A 15,900-nucleotide genomic window follows, 5' to 3' on the forward strand; every position below is an offset into this window, starting at 1 on the left:
TTGTTGATGGTTGCCTCGCGGAAGCGAGGATGGTCAGTAGGCTCCCCTGCGTTTGAAGACCGCAGGGATTGTGCTGAGAATAATTTGGCAGTCGAACCACAGAGACCGGTTGTCGATGTAGAACTCGTCGAGTTGCTGCTGCAGTTCGATATCCGCATTGCTTCGTTCGGATATCTGCCAGAGGCCCGTCAGCCCCGGCGTTACCGAACGCCGCTTGTCACGAAATTCGCTATCCATCGCTGAGAGGTGATATTCTGGAAACGGACGCGGTCCGACGAAGGCCATATCCCCTGCAATGATGTTCACCAGTTGCGGGAGCTCGTCGATGCTCGAAGCGCGCAGCATATGTCCTATAACCGGAAGGATGCGCGGATCGTCCTTGAGCTTGAAGTGACTCAACCACTCGGCGCGCATGTTAGGGTCGTCTCGGAATAGTGCTTCAAGGCGCTGTTCTGCATCCTGGTACATCGTCCTCAATTTCAGGACGTGCACCGGCTTACCGGACAGCCCTTCCCTGGTATGCCGGAAGAAGACGGGGCCTGGATCGATGGCATAGATTGCGGCCGCTGCAATCGCGATGAATGGCGCGACCACGATTGTTGCAGGGATGGCGATTGCGAGATCGAGGATCCGGCGAACCAGGTCCGAGTTCACTGAACTCCTACTGTTGGTGAGGCGAATACCGATTTCTCCGCCGACATCCGCAGGTCGCAATCCGCTTACCTTGAGGCTCGGCGTATCGGACAGCAAAATGACTTCGGCGAACTTCCGACGCATAGCCGCCAAATCGGGTGCAAGCGCGCCTCTGTCGCCCGCAATCACGGCAATGGATGGCCCGCCGTCGGGCAATGCCTCCAAACTATCGGGGGAAATGGCCTCCGGCCTGATGCCATACTGCCAGTGGTTCTTGAAATGGGCCACGAGAGCGGGAGTAAGGTTGCCTCCCCCTATGACAACCGCGCGCTCCCCCCAGACTCCAAGTTTCCAGCACAGGCCCTGTGCAAGCCAATGCACAAATGGCTGAACAATCAGCCCGAGAGCGAGGAACCCAATGACGGCAAGCAGCAGTCGTTCCCCCTCCGGCAGGATAATTGCTCCAAACGCCGCCAGGACAGCCACCTTGACGGCAGCTACAGTGCGCCGCCGCAGATGTTCGTGATCATGCAACCGATATCCAGGATAGAGGCCGGCCGATGCGTAAAGAATAATCGCGGCGAGTGCTGCGATCGTGAACGTACGCGCCGCCAGCGTGCCCTCCAAACCACTGGGGAAAAAGGACAGGACAACAAAATAAGCAACCAAATAGCTTGCAATGTCGCCGGCGACCAGCAAGGACGAAGTTGCAAGCCGAGGAAGCCGGCGCTGTAGTGCGGCGGGCATATTCAGCCCTGCCCGGTCAAAGGGATCGGCGGTCTTAGCTGCTATGGGCGGCACGGAACCTGCCGCAATCGCCCGCGAGGTCATGTCATTTGATGTGGCTGCCTTCGACGGACCCGGTGTCATTGCTGGCGACGCAAATAAGGACATGATGGCTTTACACCTTTACAGCTGCTGCTTTTGGCGCGCTTGATCCAAAAACCGCGTCTTCGATCGGAAACTTCCGAAGCCCCAGTCTCTGGAATGCCGTCAGTGAGATGAAGGTCGGCACGACGACCGCATAGCGCCGCCACAGCCGTCGCGGCTCGCATAAAAGACGAAACGCCCATTCGAAGCCGCTTCTTTGAATGAACCTTGGAGCCTGCCGCTTGAGGCCGGCGTGGAAATCGAATGCGGCTCCGACACCGATGAGCATCGATGCTTCCAGACGATCGCGCATGTGCGCCATCCAGAGTTCCTGCTTGGGACTGCTCAGCCCGACCCAGATGATATCGGCGCCCGATCGATTGAGCTGGTCAGCAATCTCCGTTTCCTCCCGCGTCGACAGTTTGCGAAAAGGTGGCGCATAGGAGCCGACGATCCGTGCTTGCGGAAATTTTGCGAGAAGGCGCGCCTGCAGCTGTTCGAGCGTTTCGGCCGTTGCGCCATAAAGGAAGTGGCGCAAGCCCTTGGAGCTGCCGGCATCGAAAACGGATAACATCAGGTCAGGTCCATAGACCCTATCGCTTTCAGCATGACCGGCACGCTTCAATGCCCATACCAACGGCATGCCATCGGGTGTTACGAGGAAAGCCCGGTTATGTATCGACCGGAGCTCGGGATCATCTTGACACCGGACCACACCGTGCGCGTCGCGAACGCACACATATTCCTTCCTGCCGTCTTCGATCGCTTTTTGAATAAATCCAGTCGCGCTTTTGAGATTAACTGCCGAAATGCGAACACCAAGGACATTAATACATTCCAAAGAACTCGTTTGATTGAGAACTGAATCTTGGCTTCCGTCTGCTGATTGCTTTCTCATGACCTACGCTTTCGCGATCTAAACTGTCATCAGAATATGCTGCCAAGACGATTGCCTCCATACTTGCGGCTCTAACTATTGGACGTAGAAGAGACTTCATGTTTCTACGTCTTACGCCGAGATCGGTTACATATTCGAAGTAAGGCAACGTACCCCCACTGCTTGCCAGGCTGCTCTTTTTGATGAGCGCTGTCCCGAAAGAGCGGTTTGATCTCGGCAAAGCCGAACGCAGCACGTCATCGCGCCAAAGCGCAACCGAAATGTGCAGCGCGCCCACGACGCAGACCTCTACAAGGAGCGCAATCGCATCGAGCGCTTCTTCAGCAAGCTCAAACAGTTTCGACGCGCCGCAACCCCATACGACAAACTGCTCGTGAACGTCATGGGATTGGCCAAGCTCGCCGCAATCGCAATGTGGCTCAAATAGTTAAATCGTCGCCACGCTCTAGGGAGGCAAAGCGTCCGCTACCATTGATCTTCTACCGGGACTGCCGGATGCAGAGCAAGATCGAAGCGGCGGCCATCACCGTTGCCATCCGAGTTAAACAGTTGTCCCCATCCGTTTACTGCGACCGGGGCAACTCATAGGTCTGCGGCAACCGTCGATATGCTTCTTTACAACGCGGCGAGAAAAACCAGGGACCCTGCGGGGCGGCCCGCTTATGAGATGAATATGGTGCATGCATCTTGCACACCGGATCGATCCAAGCCGGGTCAGCCGACGGAGCAAGCCGGATTCCATAGAGAGGGACTTCCCAGGCCACCGATCTAAGCGCCACCGTTCCGAGGTCTCGCACCAGCGGCCGAACTTGATCGCCCACTCAGACACGGTCTGGAACGAGACATCGATTCCACGCTCGGCAAGCAGATTGTCGACATAAGGCAGGCCCAGCGGAAACGGAAAGTGTAGTCACACCGCATGCCCGATGATCTCGGCGGGAAAGCGGTGGCGCTTGAAATGCTGGGCAATGGGTTGGTCGAATCGCTACGGTCGACCTCACATTGCCATCTCGATCAGCACCAATCGTAAGGCGATACTGCCCAAAATTGCCGAATTCTGAAAAAAATGTCGATTCCGCATTTGGCGGGGACAATCCAGCCACGCCCATCAGGATTTTCTAAAGTTTTCAATGGATGCATGTCGCCATGGTTGTAGAAAGAATAACTCGCGGCAAGCGAGATATTAAAGCTGCCACATTTTGGGCGACTCGAAATTCACCAAATATTTCAAAACGTAACTTTGGATCGATTAAGATATTGTGGCAGCAATAAGGCTATGCTTCTCAAGCACTTACTGTTGCGTTGCTGTTGCGCCCTCCAGAATGTCGCCCTATAACCTGCCGCCGTAACGCAGGATTAACCGCAAATATTAACGGGCGGGGGTTGAGGAACAAGACCATGACAACATACTACGTAGCAACGACTGGCAGCAACGGTGGTAACGGCAGTACCTCCTCTCCTTTCCGCACGATCGGCGACGCGATGGCGTCGAACCTTAAGCCCGGCGACGAGGTCGTGGTGAAGGCGGGGACCTACAACGAGGCTATTAACATCGACAAAGACGGCTCGGCGGCAGCCGACATCACACTGCGCTCGGAAGTGCCTGGCGGGGCGCTGATCCGGCCGCCCGCGGGCTCGTGGAACGCGATCAGTGTCAACGCCAACTACGTGACAATCGACGGCTTTGACATCGGCGGCGCCAAAGGCGACGGCATCGAAGCGAACAATGTCCACCACATCTCAGTTCTCAACAACAAGGTCCACGGCAGCGGGGAGTCGGGCATTCAGTTCAACTGGTCGGACTTCATTCGCATCGAAGGGAACGAGACCTACAATAACGCGTCGACGGGCTGGTTCTCGGGCATCTCGATCTACCAGAACCGGAACATCACCGGCGATACCTCGACCGACGGCTACCGGACGATCGTTCGGGACAACATCTCGCACGACAACGTCACGAAGTCGGGTGCGCACACCGACGGCAACGGCATCATCATCGACGATTTCCAGAGCACGCAGACGAGCGGTCATCCGAACTACACGTTCAAGACCCTGGTCGACAATAACCTCGTCTACGAGAACGGCGGCAAAGGCATCCAGGTTACCTGGAGCGACTCCGTCACGGTGAAAAACAACACCGCATACCACAACAATCAGGACCCGGCGAACAGCGGCACCTGGCGCGGCGAGCTCAGCAATTCGGCGTCGAGCAACAACACCTGGGTCAACAACATCGCCGTGGCGGACCCATCGCTGAACAAGAACAACACCGCGATCGATAACACGTCGACCGACAGCTACAAGAACACTAACGTCGTCTGGGCCAACAACATCACCTACAACGGCACGGCCGGTCAGGCATCGGTCAAGACCGACGGCGGCAACGCGATGCCAAGCGCGGCGAACGGCAACAAGCTCGGCATCGACCCGAAGTTCGCGGGGGCAGCGAGCGACAACTTCCACCTCGGCTCCGGCTCGTCGGCGATCGACAGCGGAACCAGCAAGTACGGCGTCGGCTCGCTCGATCTGGACGGCCACGCTCGCGTCGTTGGAACTGTCGACATGGGTGCCTACGAATCTGGCTCCAGCTCGACACCGGGAACGCCAACTACGCCGACGAACCCAGGAACGCCAACCACGCCGACGCAACCGGGAACGCCAACCACACCGACGAAGGTATTCACCGGCACCAACGGCAACGACATCCTGCCACACACCGGTCAGTCCAACGGCGGCAACGAAACCTTCAAGGGTCTCGGCGGCAGTGACGTGTTGAAGGGCGGCGCCGGCGCGGACGTGCTCGACGGCGGCAGCGGCAACGACACGGCCAGCTATGCGGGCTCCGGCGCGGTCAGCGTCAATTTGGCGACCAAGGCCGCATCGGGCGGGCAGGCCGCCGGTGACAAGATCGCCAGCGTCGAAAACTTGACTGGCTCCAGCTACAACGACGTGCTGACCGGCGGCAATGGCGGCAGCAACGTTCTCAATGGCGGGGCTGGCGCGGACAAGCTCAGCGGCGGCGCCGGCGGGGACGTCCTCAATGGTGGTGCCGACAACGACACGGCCGGCTATGCGGGCTCCGGCGGGGTCAACGTCAACTTGGCGACTGGGGCGGCAACGGGCGGCCATGCCGCCGGTGACAAGTTCGTCAGCATCGAAAACTTGACTGGCTCCAGCTACAACGACGTGCTGACCGGAAATAGCGGCAGCAACATTCTCGATGGCGGGGCCGGCGCGGACAAGCTGAACGGCGGACTCGGCAACGACAAGCTGTTCGGAAAAGCCGGCGCAGACATTCTGACCGGCGGCGGCGGCGGCGATACCTTCGTCTTCAATGTGAAGCCCGACAATATCAGCGTCGACCACATCCGGGATTTTTCCTCCGCGGCGGGCGACAAGCTGATGCTCGATCATTCGATTTTCGCCGCGCTCAGCCTATCCCAATTTTCGGACGAGAATTTCGTTCTGGGAACAAAAGCGCTGGAGGCTGATGACAAGCTGATCTACGATCAGAAGAGCGGCATTCTATCCTATGACGCGGATGGAAGCGCAGCGGGCGCGGCCGTCCATGTCGCGGATCTCGATAATTCCGCAGCACTTCACTTCAAAGATTTCCTGCTTGTCTAACCAGGTCGGCCCGTCGCCTTTCAGGCGGCGGGCCTACAGCGTCACGGGTAGTCGTGTCTCTCCGCTTGCCGGCACGAAAAAAACCCGGCCACATTCTCCGTTGACGCCACTCAGGCCGCAACGGAGAAACCTTTGCCCTGGATCGCCTAGATTGCCCATTTCATCGCCGCGGCATTTCTGACCAACGGCATCCCGCATTTCGTCAACGGGGTCAGCGGCAGGCCGTTCTGCATTCCCTTCGCGCAAGGGGCAAAGCTCGGCTCACCGACGGCGAATGTCGTCTGGGCCTGGGCGAATTTCCTCATCGCCTTCCCAAGCCGCTCGGGCAGATCTCGCCAGTGACTACCGGAACGCCCCGGGAACACCGCTCGTCGTATCGCCCTTTCGTTACTCGGGCCGCGCGACTACGCTTTCGGTGTCCGCCCCAGCCTTCTGAAGATCCTGTAAACTGCCAAATTCTCCCGAAGGCATGATCCCGGGATGTATTCGGAAGCTCTTGTCGTTCAAATTGCCGGCGTAGCGGTTATTCGCGAACTGCACGTATCCAGGCCCATGGTCAGGAGCGTAGACATAGGCTGCAAGCCCGTTGCTACCGTCGATCGACACGATATTGCTCTCGATACGATTAGGACGTGCCCATGACGGACGCCAACCCCTGCCCGTACCGTCATCAACGCGAAAAGCCGCGCCCGATCCGTGCGTGATAACGTTTCCGGTCACCAAGTTGCTCCAGCCGCCGTTGATGCCGATCGCCGATATATTGTCCGACAGCGTATTTCCTTCGATGCGCACACCACTGGCCTTGCCATCGGTGTAGATCGCCCAACTAATGGGAGTCGGCCATTCATTGATATTTTCATATCCGGGAGGCCAAAACGTCCCATCGGCCCTGTTCATGAGTTGACCTGTCCCGGTGACCAGATTGTAGCGGATGCTGCTGTTCAGGAGGTCAGCCTGCTCGCCCATCAGCTTGATTGCACCGCCATCTGCCGTCTGCTGATTGGCATTGCGGATCTCGTTATGTTCGATGACTGCGTCGTGGACTGCGTCTTGTGCTCCCCACAGTGAGCCGCCGGCGATACCGAACTGCGCAGTATTTTCGACCAGGTTATGAGCGATCCTGATACTGTCGGTCGCCTGGAACCATATCCCCGCGGTTTCAAAGTAAACCCTTCCGATGTCATGAATATGGTTCGACAGGATTATGGCACCGTCGGATTTGCCGAAGCTGCCATAGGTCGTGCCAACGTAAATCCCGTTGCCAGCCACATCTCCAATCACGTTGCCGGCAATCAAGACATCTTTGCTCTCGGAAACATGGATGCCGACGCCGACATTGTCGATGGAGTTGCCGAGCAGCCGAACACCGTCCGAGTGATCGAGCCGTATGGCCCCAAAGCTTCTGGTATCGGTACCGAACTTGCCGCTGCCCCGCGGATCCCCATCCCGAAACTGGAGCCCCGATACAACCATCCCGTCGGCTCCATCCAGCCTGAAGAGGGTCGGCAGGATGCCGGCCACAGCCGTAGAACTTGTTGGTAGTCCATCGGCCGGGATATAATCGAGTTGACCTTTGGTTCGGTCGTACCACCACTCCCCGGGCGCATCGAGCAGCGCCGCCGCCCCGGTCAGGAAATAGCGGCTGCCTTCTGCGGTGAAGAAATAGCTGGTGCCTTGGGTATTTATCGCCCGGTTCGCGGTGTCGATTGAAACCACTGGGAGGGTGTCACTGCCCCACTGGCTGCCGGGGTGAAAACCACCGACGATGTGGGCGACAAGCCCTGCTGCATTTTTTGAGATCGGAAGATCGCCGGCATGGAAGCAAAAGCGCGTGTTACCATGCCATTCATCGTCGTCCTGCGTGCACTTGGCCGCGAAAAGCCACCCTTTGCGCGGGTCTCCATCGAGTGGAGCGTTGGGAAAGCGAGCCTGCATCTGGCGCGCGCCGCTGACGAAAAGATCGCCCACATCCCGGCCCGCAGGCAGCTTCAGTGACGCCTTCCAGCGACCATCGGCCTGCGCCGTCCAATTGCGCACAATCGGGCCGCCGTGCAGAACCGGCGCCTCGTTGCACCTCGCCGCGATGATCAGGCCCGCATCGCGAGCATCGAAGACTATCGGTTCAGCAAGATAGTAATCCCCATTGCCCATTGCGATCGTATTCTGGCCGCCCTTCTGGCGCGCAGCATCCCGCGCTCTTTCAATACTGGCAAAAGGACCGTCTGTACGCCGAGAATTTGCTTTAGGAAGGTGCCCGCTCCAGGTGTCTTTGCCATCGGGAGAGACATAGAATACTGCCCGGGCCGCGGGTGCTCCGGTCAATATGTTGCTCAGTGAAGTCCCCTTCAGCTTGTCCGAAAAGGTCGCCGGCGAGGCTTCCGCGCAGGTTGCCTCCCTGACCGCCGTCCGCAGCCTGTCGGGCGCATCTGCGTCCGGGCTCACCGAGGCCAGCTTGCCCGGCTGCGGAAAGAGCATCGCAAGCAAAATGCTCAAGATCGGTGCGAAGCGCTGCCTCATGAGATTTGCAGCTCCGCCGTTCTGCTGCGGGCCCGTACTCGCAATTGCCGGCCGGGGGCCGTCGAAGTAACAACAGGCTCATATAGAGAGAACATGATGATGGCTGTTGTGAACAGAATGAAAATCGCGTCATTCTGGATCAGGAAGATTGTCTCGGTCAGGTTCATCACCAAAATCACAACCATGAAGACGTTCAGCCAGAGCCAGCCATAATGCGGGTCCCCGCATTGGAGGGCCGCCCCTTGGCGGAGTGCCTGCAAAAGCATCAGAGCGAACAAAGTCATTCCGCTTATTCCGAAGCTCAGCAGCGTATCGCGGAATCCATTATGAGCGTGAGGAGCCATCCATTGGATCTTTGACCAGATAATCCAGGCTTCGGGATTCGCTTCTGTCCAAAACGCTTGGTAGCCGAAGCCGAGCAGCAGATGATCGGCGATCTGGCCATCGACCAGCTCCCACAAGGGCACTCGGCCCGTCAAAGTGGCATCCTTGCCAAGCGCCTCAAGGAATGGGACCAGGAATTCGTGAAGCAAAAGGAGGATCCCGACGAACATTTGAAAGAAAAACAGGATGAAGACGATGCGACCGATGCCACGGATTCGCTGCAACATGGAGTAGAACCCGATCAGGCAATATGCCGATACCGTCGCAATTGTCGCGGTCATCGATCCGGAAAGGAAGAGACAAGCCCCGCCCGCCGCCAACAAGATCAAAGCGGTTCGCCGCAATCCTCGGTTGCTGTCCATTGCGACGGCGGTCGACACCAGTATCATCATGCCGGCGTACCAACCAAGGCTGTTCTTGTGGATGAATATGCCGCGCATCGCGCTGTCCGTGGGCATGCGAGCGAGCCCCGGTGATACTAGAAAAATCAACAGGCTGAGGACGATACATGCTCCGAAGGTCGCAAATGCAATGAGAAGTAACTGCCTTGGTGTAAAGCGTATCGCCAACACATAAGCCAGAAGTACGGTGAAGAGCAGGCCGATGGCACGCCTGAGAGTCGTCGACGGGCCAACCGACCAGAAGACAGACACGAAGGGCATGGCGACCATCAGCGGGACAAGCCAATTTCGCTTGAGCGCGGTGAGAAATTGCGGAAAATTTCGTGCCAGCATCAGCAATGTAAACCCGTATACGGGTAAACAAAGCAGACGCAACATAGACTTGGCATGATCGCTAAGGCCTCCGTCGGCATCCGCCAGCATGAGCGGGAAAAGCGCGCCTGTCTGAAGAAAAAGGCATAGGCCGGCGCCCCAGCACTCTATTGCCCGCCAACTGACAGTCGGCCCATTCGCTATCCTAAGCGTATACGCTCGCATTACCCGTCCCGACTTGCTTGGACAGATGAGAGGTTGTTGATCGCTGCAATTTGGAAAGACATGGGTCCCCTTTCATAGCTGCGCTGCTTACCAACGAACAATCATCCCGCCACGTCCCCGGTCAACCAACGCAAACGAAGGCGGGGCTAAGCCTAACGTCCATACCCACCATCCAAGGACGTTGTTTGGATTAAGCTTACGGTCTACCCCTCCCCCAAAAGTTGGTGCTGGGGCCCACGACATTGCCCATAAGAGGAGATGTCACCTGTGACCAATCACCGGTAGCTTGACGATGAAAGCATACCGCGAAACACGTCGCGCTGAGCCGCAGTTTCCGGTGAAGTGAGGCAATAATTCTGGCGCAGCCGGCTGTTGGCAGGTGACGCTTAGAAGGGTTGGGATTGCAATGGTTCTGCGTCATGGTCCTGGTTTTGTACGTTATATAAAGGGAGCGTCACGCGTTGCGGCGTTTTCGGCGGTGACCCTACCGGCTCAAGGCGAAATCCTGATCGAGCAGAACTCCTTCCATCAATTCGCGCTGCCAAACGCGCGAGCGTTCGCAACTCCGGCGCACCGACGTGTCGCCCAGCGACGCGCTTGAGGGGTGTCATGGAGCGGCCCACAATCAGCGTCCTTATCAATAACTACAACTACGGTCGCTTCGTTGCCCGGGCAATTGACAGCGCCTTGAGCCAACAGGCGTCCAATGTCGAGATAATCGTCGTCGACGACGGCTCGAGCGACCAGTCGCGCTCTGTTCTCGACGGCTATGACAAGCGGGTGAAGGTGCTCTTCCAGGAGAACCAGGGACAGGCCGCCGCCATAAATGCTGCTGTGAAGTTAAGCAGTGGCGACATCCTCTGTTTTCTCGATGCCGATGACTGGTGGGCGCCAGGCAAGCTGTCGGCAACCGCCGCTGCTTTCCAATCCAATCCTCAGGCATCGCTTGTCTATCACCGACTTCAGCCAACGCAGAACGATGGCTCACCAGCCTTCAGGCCGATCCCTCGGACCCTGTGTTCAGGAAATTTGTCGCCACGGCTCGCCAGATCGGCTGGTTGGTGGCCCTTCCCGATGACATCAGCCATCGCTGTAAGACGTAGCGCGTGGGATGCTGCAGGGGATATTCCCGAGCAGTTCCGCATGTCTGCCGATGCCTGGCTCACAGGCATCTATCCATTTCTGGGGAGCGTTGTCGCCTTGTCGGATTCACTCGGTTTCTATCGGATTCACAACAATAATTGGTATCGGCCAGTCGATGACGCCGCCATGCTGCGAAAGCGGATGGCCCATTGGCAGGCTACCGTTGAAGCGACGAACCGGTTTCTTTCCGCGCACGATCTGGCGGGAAGGCTGCGTCTGACTGATCACTATCCGTACCGGGTCGCCTCAGCCAAGCTGCAGGGCGCCGATACACGCACCCGGTTCAGCCTTGCTGTGGAAGGGCTCTTTTTCGCCGGAGAACCAAACTTGCTGAGGCGGACGCGTGATGCATTGCGCACAGCCTACGACTTGCCTCGACTTGGTCAGGATGTCGGCGTGTCGGAGTCAGCGGGATGAAGGCACTGCTGCTGGTTTCCGAACTGGAAGACTACACCATCTCCTTCGCTAGCGGCGTTGCGCGACATGCGCACGTCGTCCTAGCGGTTCCGCGCAGGCGCTACGCACACCTTGCTTCATGGATCGATCCGGCTGTCGATCTGCACCTCATGGACTGGCCAAGGCACCGCTCGCTCTCCAATCCCTGGTTCCTGCACCAACTCACGCGTCTTATCCGGCAGGAGCGGCCGAACGTCATTCACCTTCTGAGCAACTCGACGCTCTGGTTGAACTTCGCCGCGCCGTTCTGGCGTCCGATCCCGATCGTGACCACCGTCCATGACGTGGAAGTGCATCCCGGCGATTCCGACACCCGTACGCTGCCCGCCTGGGCTCCCCAATTGATGGTGCGGCAATCGGGTCATGTCGTCGTCCATGGCGAAGGGCTGAAACAAATGGTCCTCGAGCGATATTCAAAATCGCCTGATTGTGTCCATGTCCTGTCGCATCCCGCCATTCATCGCTACGCGGAGCTCGCTCGGCGGCACAAGATGGCGCGGCGCGGCGCAGATGGAACTTTGCGCGTTCTGCTTTTCGGACGGATTTTTGCTTACAAGGGATTGGAGCATCTGATCCGTGCCGAGGCGATGCTCAAGGACCTGCTCCCCAATCTACGCATCACGGTGGCAGGCCGCGGCGATGATCCGTGGATCTTCGAGCCCCTTATGGGGGACGCCGTCCGCTATGATATTCGCAACCGCTTTATCGAGGATATGGAGGTCGCCCAGCTCTTTCTGGATGCCGACATCGTTGTCCTTCCCTATACGGAAGCCTCTCAAAGCGGAGTCCTCAATCTTGCCGCGGCATTTGGCAAACCGGTTATCGTGACTGATGTCGGCGAATTGCGAGCCACCGTTCTGCCAAACGGACTGGGAATGGTGGTTCCACCCGGGGATGTGGAACAGCTCGCGATAGCCATACGGACACTGGCGGAAAACAGCGAGCTCAGAAGCAGCTTCGGGATCAACGCGCTCGCATGGGCTACAGGTCCGAATTCGCCTCAACAGGTCGGAGCACAGGCTGCGGCCGTTTATCGTAAGGTGATCGGGGCATGCTGATGAACGCGCTCACGGATGGGAATCGGGTAGCGACGCGCAACGCAGCAGCAACCGTCCGCCACTACGTCCCGGGTGGTTGCGAAAACGGTGGCGGAATTGGCAGGCTCGTCGGATACATATCGAACACGGCGAAGGAGGCCGGCGAAACACACCTCGTCACCGACACCAGAGGGCCTCGGTGGTCCTCAGTTGCGTCGCCTATGCGCCTGCTCGGCGCCGTCTTGATGATGGCAAAGGATCGGATAGTTGCTCCGGCACGCATTCACCATATTCATGTCGCGGGTCGCGGCAGCACCGCAAGAAAACTGATCCTGACCGAGGCTGCCCGTCTCCTCGGATGCTCTCACATATTGCACCTGCACGACTACGACTACGCGACCGACTTTGCCGCACGCTCGCCACGTCAACAAATGCTTGTACGCCGGATGTTCCAACATGCCGACCAGGTCGTGGCACTGGGCCAGCGCGACCGCATCACGCTAACGACGCTTCTCGGCGTAGAAGAGCGCCGCGTAGTCGTCATCGGCAATTGTGTTCCCGACCCCGGGCCGCGCAATGTTCATGTCGGCGAGATGCCGTTGATCATATTTCTCGGCCGGCTGAGCGAACGTAAAGGCGTTCAGGAGCTTCTGCTTGCCTTAAGTCATCCGATCATGAAAGAACTCCGGTGGCGAGCCGTGCTGGCAGGCGATGGACCTGTGGAAGACTACCGGCGCCAGGCTGCCGCCATGGGGCTTTCAGATCTGGTGAAAATGCCGGGCTGGCTTGGCGCCGACGAGGCCCAAGCGCTGTGTACACGGGCAGATATCCTGGTCTTACCTTCGCATGCCGAGGGCTTGGCAATGGCTGTGGTCGAAGGGCTTGCCCATGGGCTCGCCGTCGTCACCACGCGCGTCGGCGCGCATGGCGAAGTCATCTCCGATGGTGAAACCGGCGTCTTCGTACCTGTCGGAGACAAGGATGCCCTGGCTGCGGCGCTGGCTAAGCTCGTCACCGACCCGAAAGTCCGCAACTATCTGTCGGCCAAGGCCCGTGCTCATTATCTCAACAATTTCAGTATGAAGGCTTACATGCGATCGCTGGACAAACTCTACGACGCTATCTCCGCGCAACCTCAAACAACGGCTGGTGAACGATGACTATTTCGACTGTGCCGCCAGACCGCAACCCCTCGCTCTCGTCGATGCGCTACGATCCCCGGCTTCAGGTAGAGACTCGTTCGGACGAAATTGATCTGACTTCAGGCCTGCGCCTTATCCGGCGACGGATGGTCATGATAATGGCCATCATCATGGTATTTATGGCGGTTGCCGTAACCGTGATTTCTGGATTGAAGCCGACTTATCATGCCGAGTCCCGGCTGATCATCCACACGCCTCTGGCGACAAAGCTCGGCACCGACGAGTCCGGCCGCAACGATCCGCTGGACGCCACATCTGAGACCGAACGGCTTCTTTCCAGAAGCATCGCAGAGCGGGTAATCCGCGACCTGCGGCTCAATGAATGGCCGGAATTCAATCCGGCGCTGCAAGAAATCTCGCCTATCGACAAGATCCGATCAATGCTGCGCGGTTGGGTCGATAGTGAAAAACCGTCCTTGCCGATACGGGACAGCATCGAGCCGATAATCCCGAAGTACTACAAGGCCCTCCGCGTTTGGCGCGATGGCCAGGGTGACGTCATTCAGATCGGTTTCGATGCGAGCGACCCCGAACGGGCCGCTTCTGTCCCGAACCGGCTCATCAGCATCTACCTCGAAGAGCGCAAGGACAGCCTGCGTGGTCGAGTGGACGCAGCAGAAGAATGGCTTCTGCTGCGCATCGACGAACAGATGGGGCGCGCCAAGGCAGCACGCGATGCCGCCGACGTGTACCAGAAAACTACCGACGTTGCCTCAAATGACGACGATCAGGTTGAACAGATCAAGTCGATCATGGAGCTGGGCGAGCGGCGGACAAAAATCGAACAAGGCCGCGCTGAAGCGAGAGCAACGATATCCGCACTCGAAGCGGCCGACGACCCCTCGCTCGTCCTGCAGAATATGGTCATTCCCGACAGCATTGTTGCAATGCAACGCGAGCTTCGTGCGAAGGAGCAAGATCTCGAGCGCCTTCTTGAGACATATGGCAACACCGCCGAAGCCGTGGTCGACGCGCGCGCCAAGATCCTCAAAACTCGCACCGATCTCAGCCTTGCAACCGATCGATATCTCCAATCGATACACGCCAAGCTTGCGGCGCTCGATCATGAGGACGACACAATCCGGTCGGCATTGGCGACTGCTCATGAGAAACGCACTCGCTCTGCCCTGGCGCAAACCGAGTTGGCCCGACTCCAGCGCATGGCTGACAAAGAGCAAACGGCGCTGGACAAGCTCGAGGAGCAGCGCCGTGGCCTGGCTGCGCAAGCCATGTTGCCGGGCGCGGAACTGGAAGTCTTGTCACCGGCCGCGGTGCCGCTGGCGCCGCAGGGACGCGGGCGGCTTTTCTATTTGATCGGCGCCCTTTTGGCTTCGATATCGATCGCGGTGACGGCCGCTTTCGTGGTCGAGATGTTGGACAATTCAGTCCGCAGCTTCGACCAGATGGCCGGAATGTCGCGCATCGTACCCGCCGGATTCATCCCACACCTGAAACGGAAAGACCGGAGAGATCCGTCGATGCTCTTCGGGAGCATCCAAGACGGGATGTTTGACGAAGCAATTCGCTCCGTCATGACTTCGCTCAAACAATCCAACGGCGGAAAGTTGCCCAACAGTATCGTTGTGACGTCGGCTCACAGCGGAGAGGGCAAGTCACTTGTCGCCAGATCCCTGGCAATCGATCTCGCCGCCAACGGAATTCCGGTGCTGCTTGTCGATGGCGACCTCAGACTCGGAAATCTCGACTCGTTTTTCAAATCAGAGCTAAAGCAGGGGTTGAACGAATTCCTGTGTGGACAGGCCGGAATGCGGGACATCATCCATCACCATCCAAGCGGCATCGACTTCATCCCGGCTGGCAATGCCGGTCTCCATCGGCGCGTTCGTTTGACTGATGCGGCTGACATCATCGCGAGGGCCGCCTCACTCGGCCAAATCGTCATCTTCGACAGCGCGCCGGTGCTCGCCTCGGCTGATACGATGCATCTGACAGCGTTAGCAGAACGAACGCTGGTGGTCGTAAAATGGGGAAAGACGAGCCGTCGCGCGGTAGAGTTTTGCCTACATCAGCTGAAGACCGCGCGCAACGCAGAGATTGCCGTTGCCATAAATAACGTCAATCCGAAACAACACGCCATGTACAACTTCAGCGATTCAGAACTGTTTGTGAGCTCACTGAGGAAGTACCACGAGTACACATGAGTTCGAACAGCATGTTCGCCTGATTCTCCGAAA

At 58.2% G+C, this 15,900-nt stretch carries 9 protein-coding genes and 2 pseudogenes; 6 read left to right on the plus strand and 5 right to left on the minus strand.

Features of this window, described 5'->3' with window-relative positions; all coding sequences use genetic code 11:
• Nucleotides 1-33: 33 nt before the first annotated feature.
• Nucleotides 34-1,527 carry a sugar transferase gene (locus FFM53_RS34460; RefSeq protein ID WP_138334194.1) on the minus strand — a complete coding sequence of 498 codons (1,494 nt, stop codon included), beginning with the start codon at nucleotides 1,525-1,527 and terminating at the stop codon, nucleotides 34-36.
• A 7-nt stretch (nucleotides 1,528-1,534) separates the two neighbouring features.
• Complete coding sequence (locus tag FFM53_RS34465) at nucleotides 1,535-2,401, minus strand: WecB/TagA/CpsF family glycosyltransferase (protein ID WP_138334195.1); 867 nt, start codon at nucleotides 2,399-2,401, stop codon at nucleotides 1,535-1,537.
• A gap of 235 nt (nucleotides 2,402-2,636) precedes the next feature.
• On the opposite strand from FFM53_RS34465, the pseudogene FFM53_RS34470 reads away from it, so the two are divergent.
• Nucleotides 2,637-2,828, plus strand: a pseudogene (locus FFM53_RS34470) (transposase); the annotation flags it as partial.
• Between the two features lie 375 nt (nucleotides 2,829-3,203).
• Here the strand turns inward: FFM53_RS34470 and FFM53_RS34475 are convergent.
• Nucleotides 3,204-3,371 (minus strand): annotated as a pseudogene (locus FFM53_RS34475) (IS6 family transposase); the annotation flags it as partial.
• Nucleotides 3,372-3,799: 428 nt separating this feature from the next.
• Between FFM53_RS34475 and FFM53_RS34480 the strand changes: the two are divergent.
• On the plus strand, nucleotides 3,800-6,028 hold the full coding sequence (locus FFM53_RS34480; RefSeq protein ID WP_138390074.1) for a choice-of-anchor Q domain-containing protein: 2,229 nt from the start codon (nucleotides 3,800-3,802) through the stop codon (nucleotides 6,026-6,028).
• A 387-nt stretch (nucleotides 6,029-6,415) separates the two neighbouring features.
• On the opposite strand, the gene FFM53_RS34485 is transcribed toward FFM53_RS34480, so the two are convergent.
• Both FFM53_RS34485 and FFM53_RS34490 read right to left on the minus strand, forming a co-directional pair.
• A complete protein-coding gene (locus tag FFM53_RS34485; protein WP_138390056.1) occupies nucleotides 6,416-8,545 on the minus strand; it encodes a right-handed parallel beta-helix repeat-containing protein in 2,130 nt (709 codons plus the stop codon).
• The gene (locus tag FFM53_RS34490; protein WP_138390055.1) at nucleotides 8,542-9,867 is read right to left on the minus strand and encodes an O-antigen ligase family protein; all 1,326 of its coding nucleotides are present in this window, start codon (nucleotides 9,865-9,867) and stop codon (nucleotides 8,542-8,544) included. The genes FFM53_RS34485 and FFM53_RS34490 overlap by 4 nt, the downstream gene beginning before the upstream one ends.
• A gap of 609 nt (nucleotides 9,868-10,476) precedes the next feature.
• On the opposite strand from FFM53_RS34490, the gene FFM53_RS34495 reads away from it, so the two are divergent.
• Genes FFM53_RS34495 through FFM53_RS34510 form a run of 4 tightly spaced genes read left to right on the plus strand, consistent with a single transcriptional unit; the run spans nucleotide 10,477 to nucleotide 15,867 of the window.
• Nucleotides 10,477-11,427, plus strand: coding sequence for a glycosyltransferase family 2 protein (locus tag FFM53_RS34495; protein WP_138390054.1), 951 nt, complete (start codon nucleotides 10,477-10,479; stop codon nucleotides 11,425-11,427).
• Nucleotides 11,424-12,524 carry a glycosyltransferase family 4 protein gene (locus FFM53_RS34500; RefSeq protein ID WP_138390053.1) on the plus strand — a complete coding sequence of 367 codons (1,101 nt, stop codon included), beginning with the start codon at nucleotides 11,424-11,426 and terminating at the stop codon, nucleotides 12,522-12,524. Before FFM53_RS34495 ends, FFM53_RS34500 begins: the two co-directional genes overlap by 4 nt.
• Nucleotides 12,518-13,663, plus strand: a complete 1,146-nt coding sequence (locus FFM53_RS34505; RefSeq protein ID WP_138334202.1) for a glycosyltransferase family 4 protein — start codon at nucleotides 12,518-12,520, stop codon at nucleotides 13,661-13,663. The genes FFM53_RS34500 and FFM53_RS34505 overlap by 7 nt, the downstream gene beginning before the upstream one ends.
• Complete coding sequence (locus tag FFM53_RS34510) at nucleotides 13,660-15,867, plus strand: GumC family protein (protein WP_138390052.1); 2,208 nt, start codon at nucleotides 13,660-13,662, stop codon at nucleotides 15,865-15,867. The genes FFM53_RS34505 and FFM53_RS34510 overlap by 4 nt, the downstream gene beginning before the upstream one ends.
• Nucleotides 15,868-15,900: the final 33 nt, after the last annotated feature.

The organism is Rhizobium indicum (assembly GCF_005862305.2).
Classification (GTDB): domain Bacteria; phylum Pseudomonadota; class Alphaproteobacteria; order Rhizobiales; family Rhizobiaceae; genus Rhizobium; species Rhizobium indicum.

Excerpts from the sequence above, each read along its gene's own strand:
- FFM53_RS34460 (WP_138334194.1), bottom strand. The coding sequence starts at position 1,527 with ATGTCCTTATTTGCGTCGCCAGCAATGACACCGGGTCCGTCGAAGGCA.
- FFM53_RS34465 (WP_138334195.1), bottom strand. The coding sequence starts at position 2,401 with ATGAGAAAGCAATCAGCAGACGGAAGCCAAGATTCAGTTCTCAATCAA.
- FFM53_RS34480 (WP_138390074.1), top strand. The coding sequence starts at position 3,800 with ATGACAACATACTACGTAGCAACGACTGGCAGCAACGGTGGTAACGGC.
- FFM53_RS34485 (WP_138390056.1), bottom strand. The coding sequence starts at position 8,545 with ATGAGGCAGCGCTTCGCACCGATCTTGAGCATTTTGCTTGCGATGCTC.
- FFM53_RS34490 (WP_138390055.1), bottom strand. The coding sequence starts at position 9,867 with ATGCGAGCGTATACGCTTAGGATAGCGAATGGGCCGACTGTCAGTTGG.
- FFM53_RS34495 (WP_138390054.1), top strand. The coding sequence starts at position 10,477 with ATGGAGCGGCCCACAATCAGCGTCCTTATCAATAACTACAACTACGGT.
- FFM53_RS34500 (WP_138390053.1), top strand. The coding sequence starts at position 11,424 with ATGAAGGCACTGCTGCTGGTTTCCGAACTGGAAGACTACACCATCTCC.
- FFM53_RS34505 (WP_138334202.1), top strand. The coding sequence starts at position 12,518 with ATGCTGATGAACGCGCTCACGGATGGGAATCGGGTAGCGACGCGCAAC.
- FFM53_RS34510 (WP_138390052.1), top strand. The coding sequence starts at position 13,660 with ATGACTATTTCGACTGTGCCGCCAGACCGCAACCCCTCGCTCTCGTCG.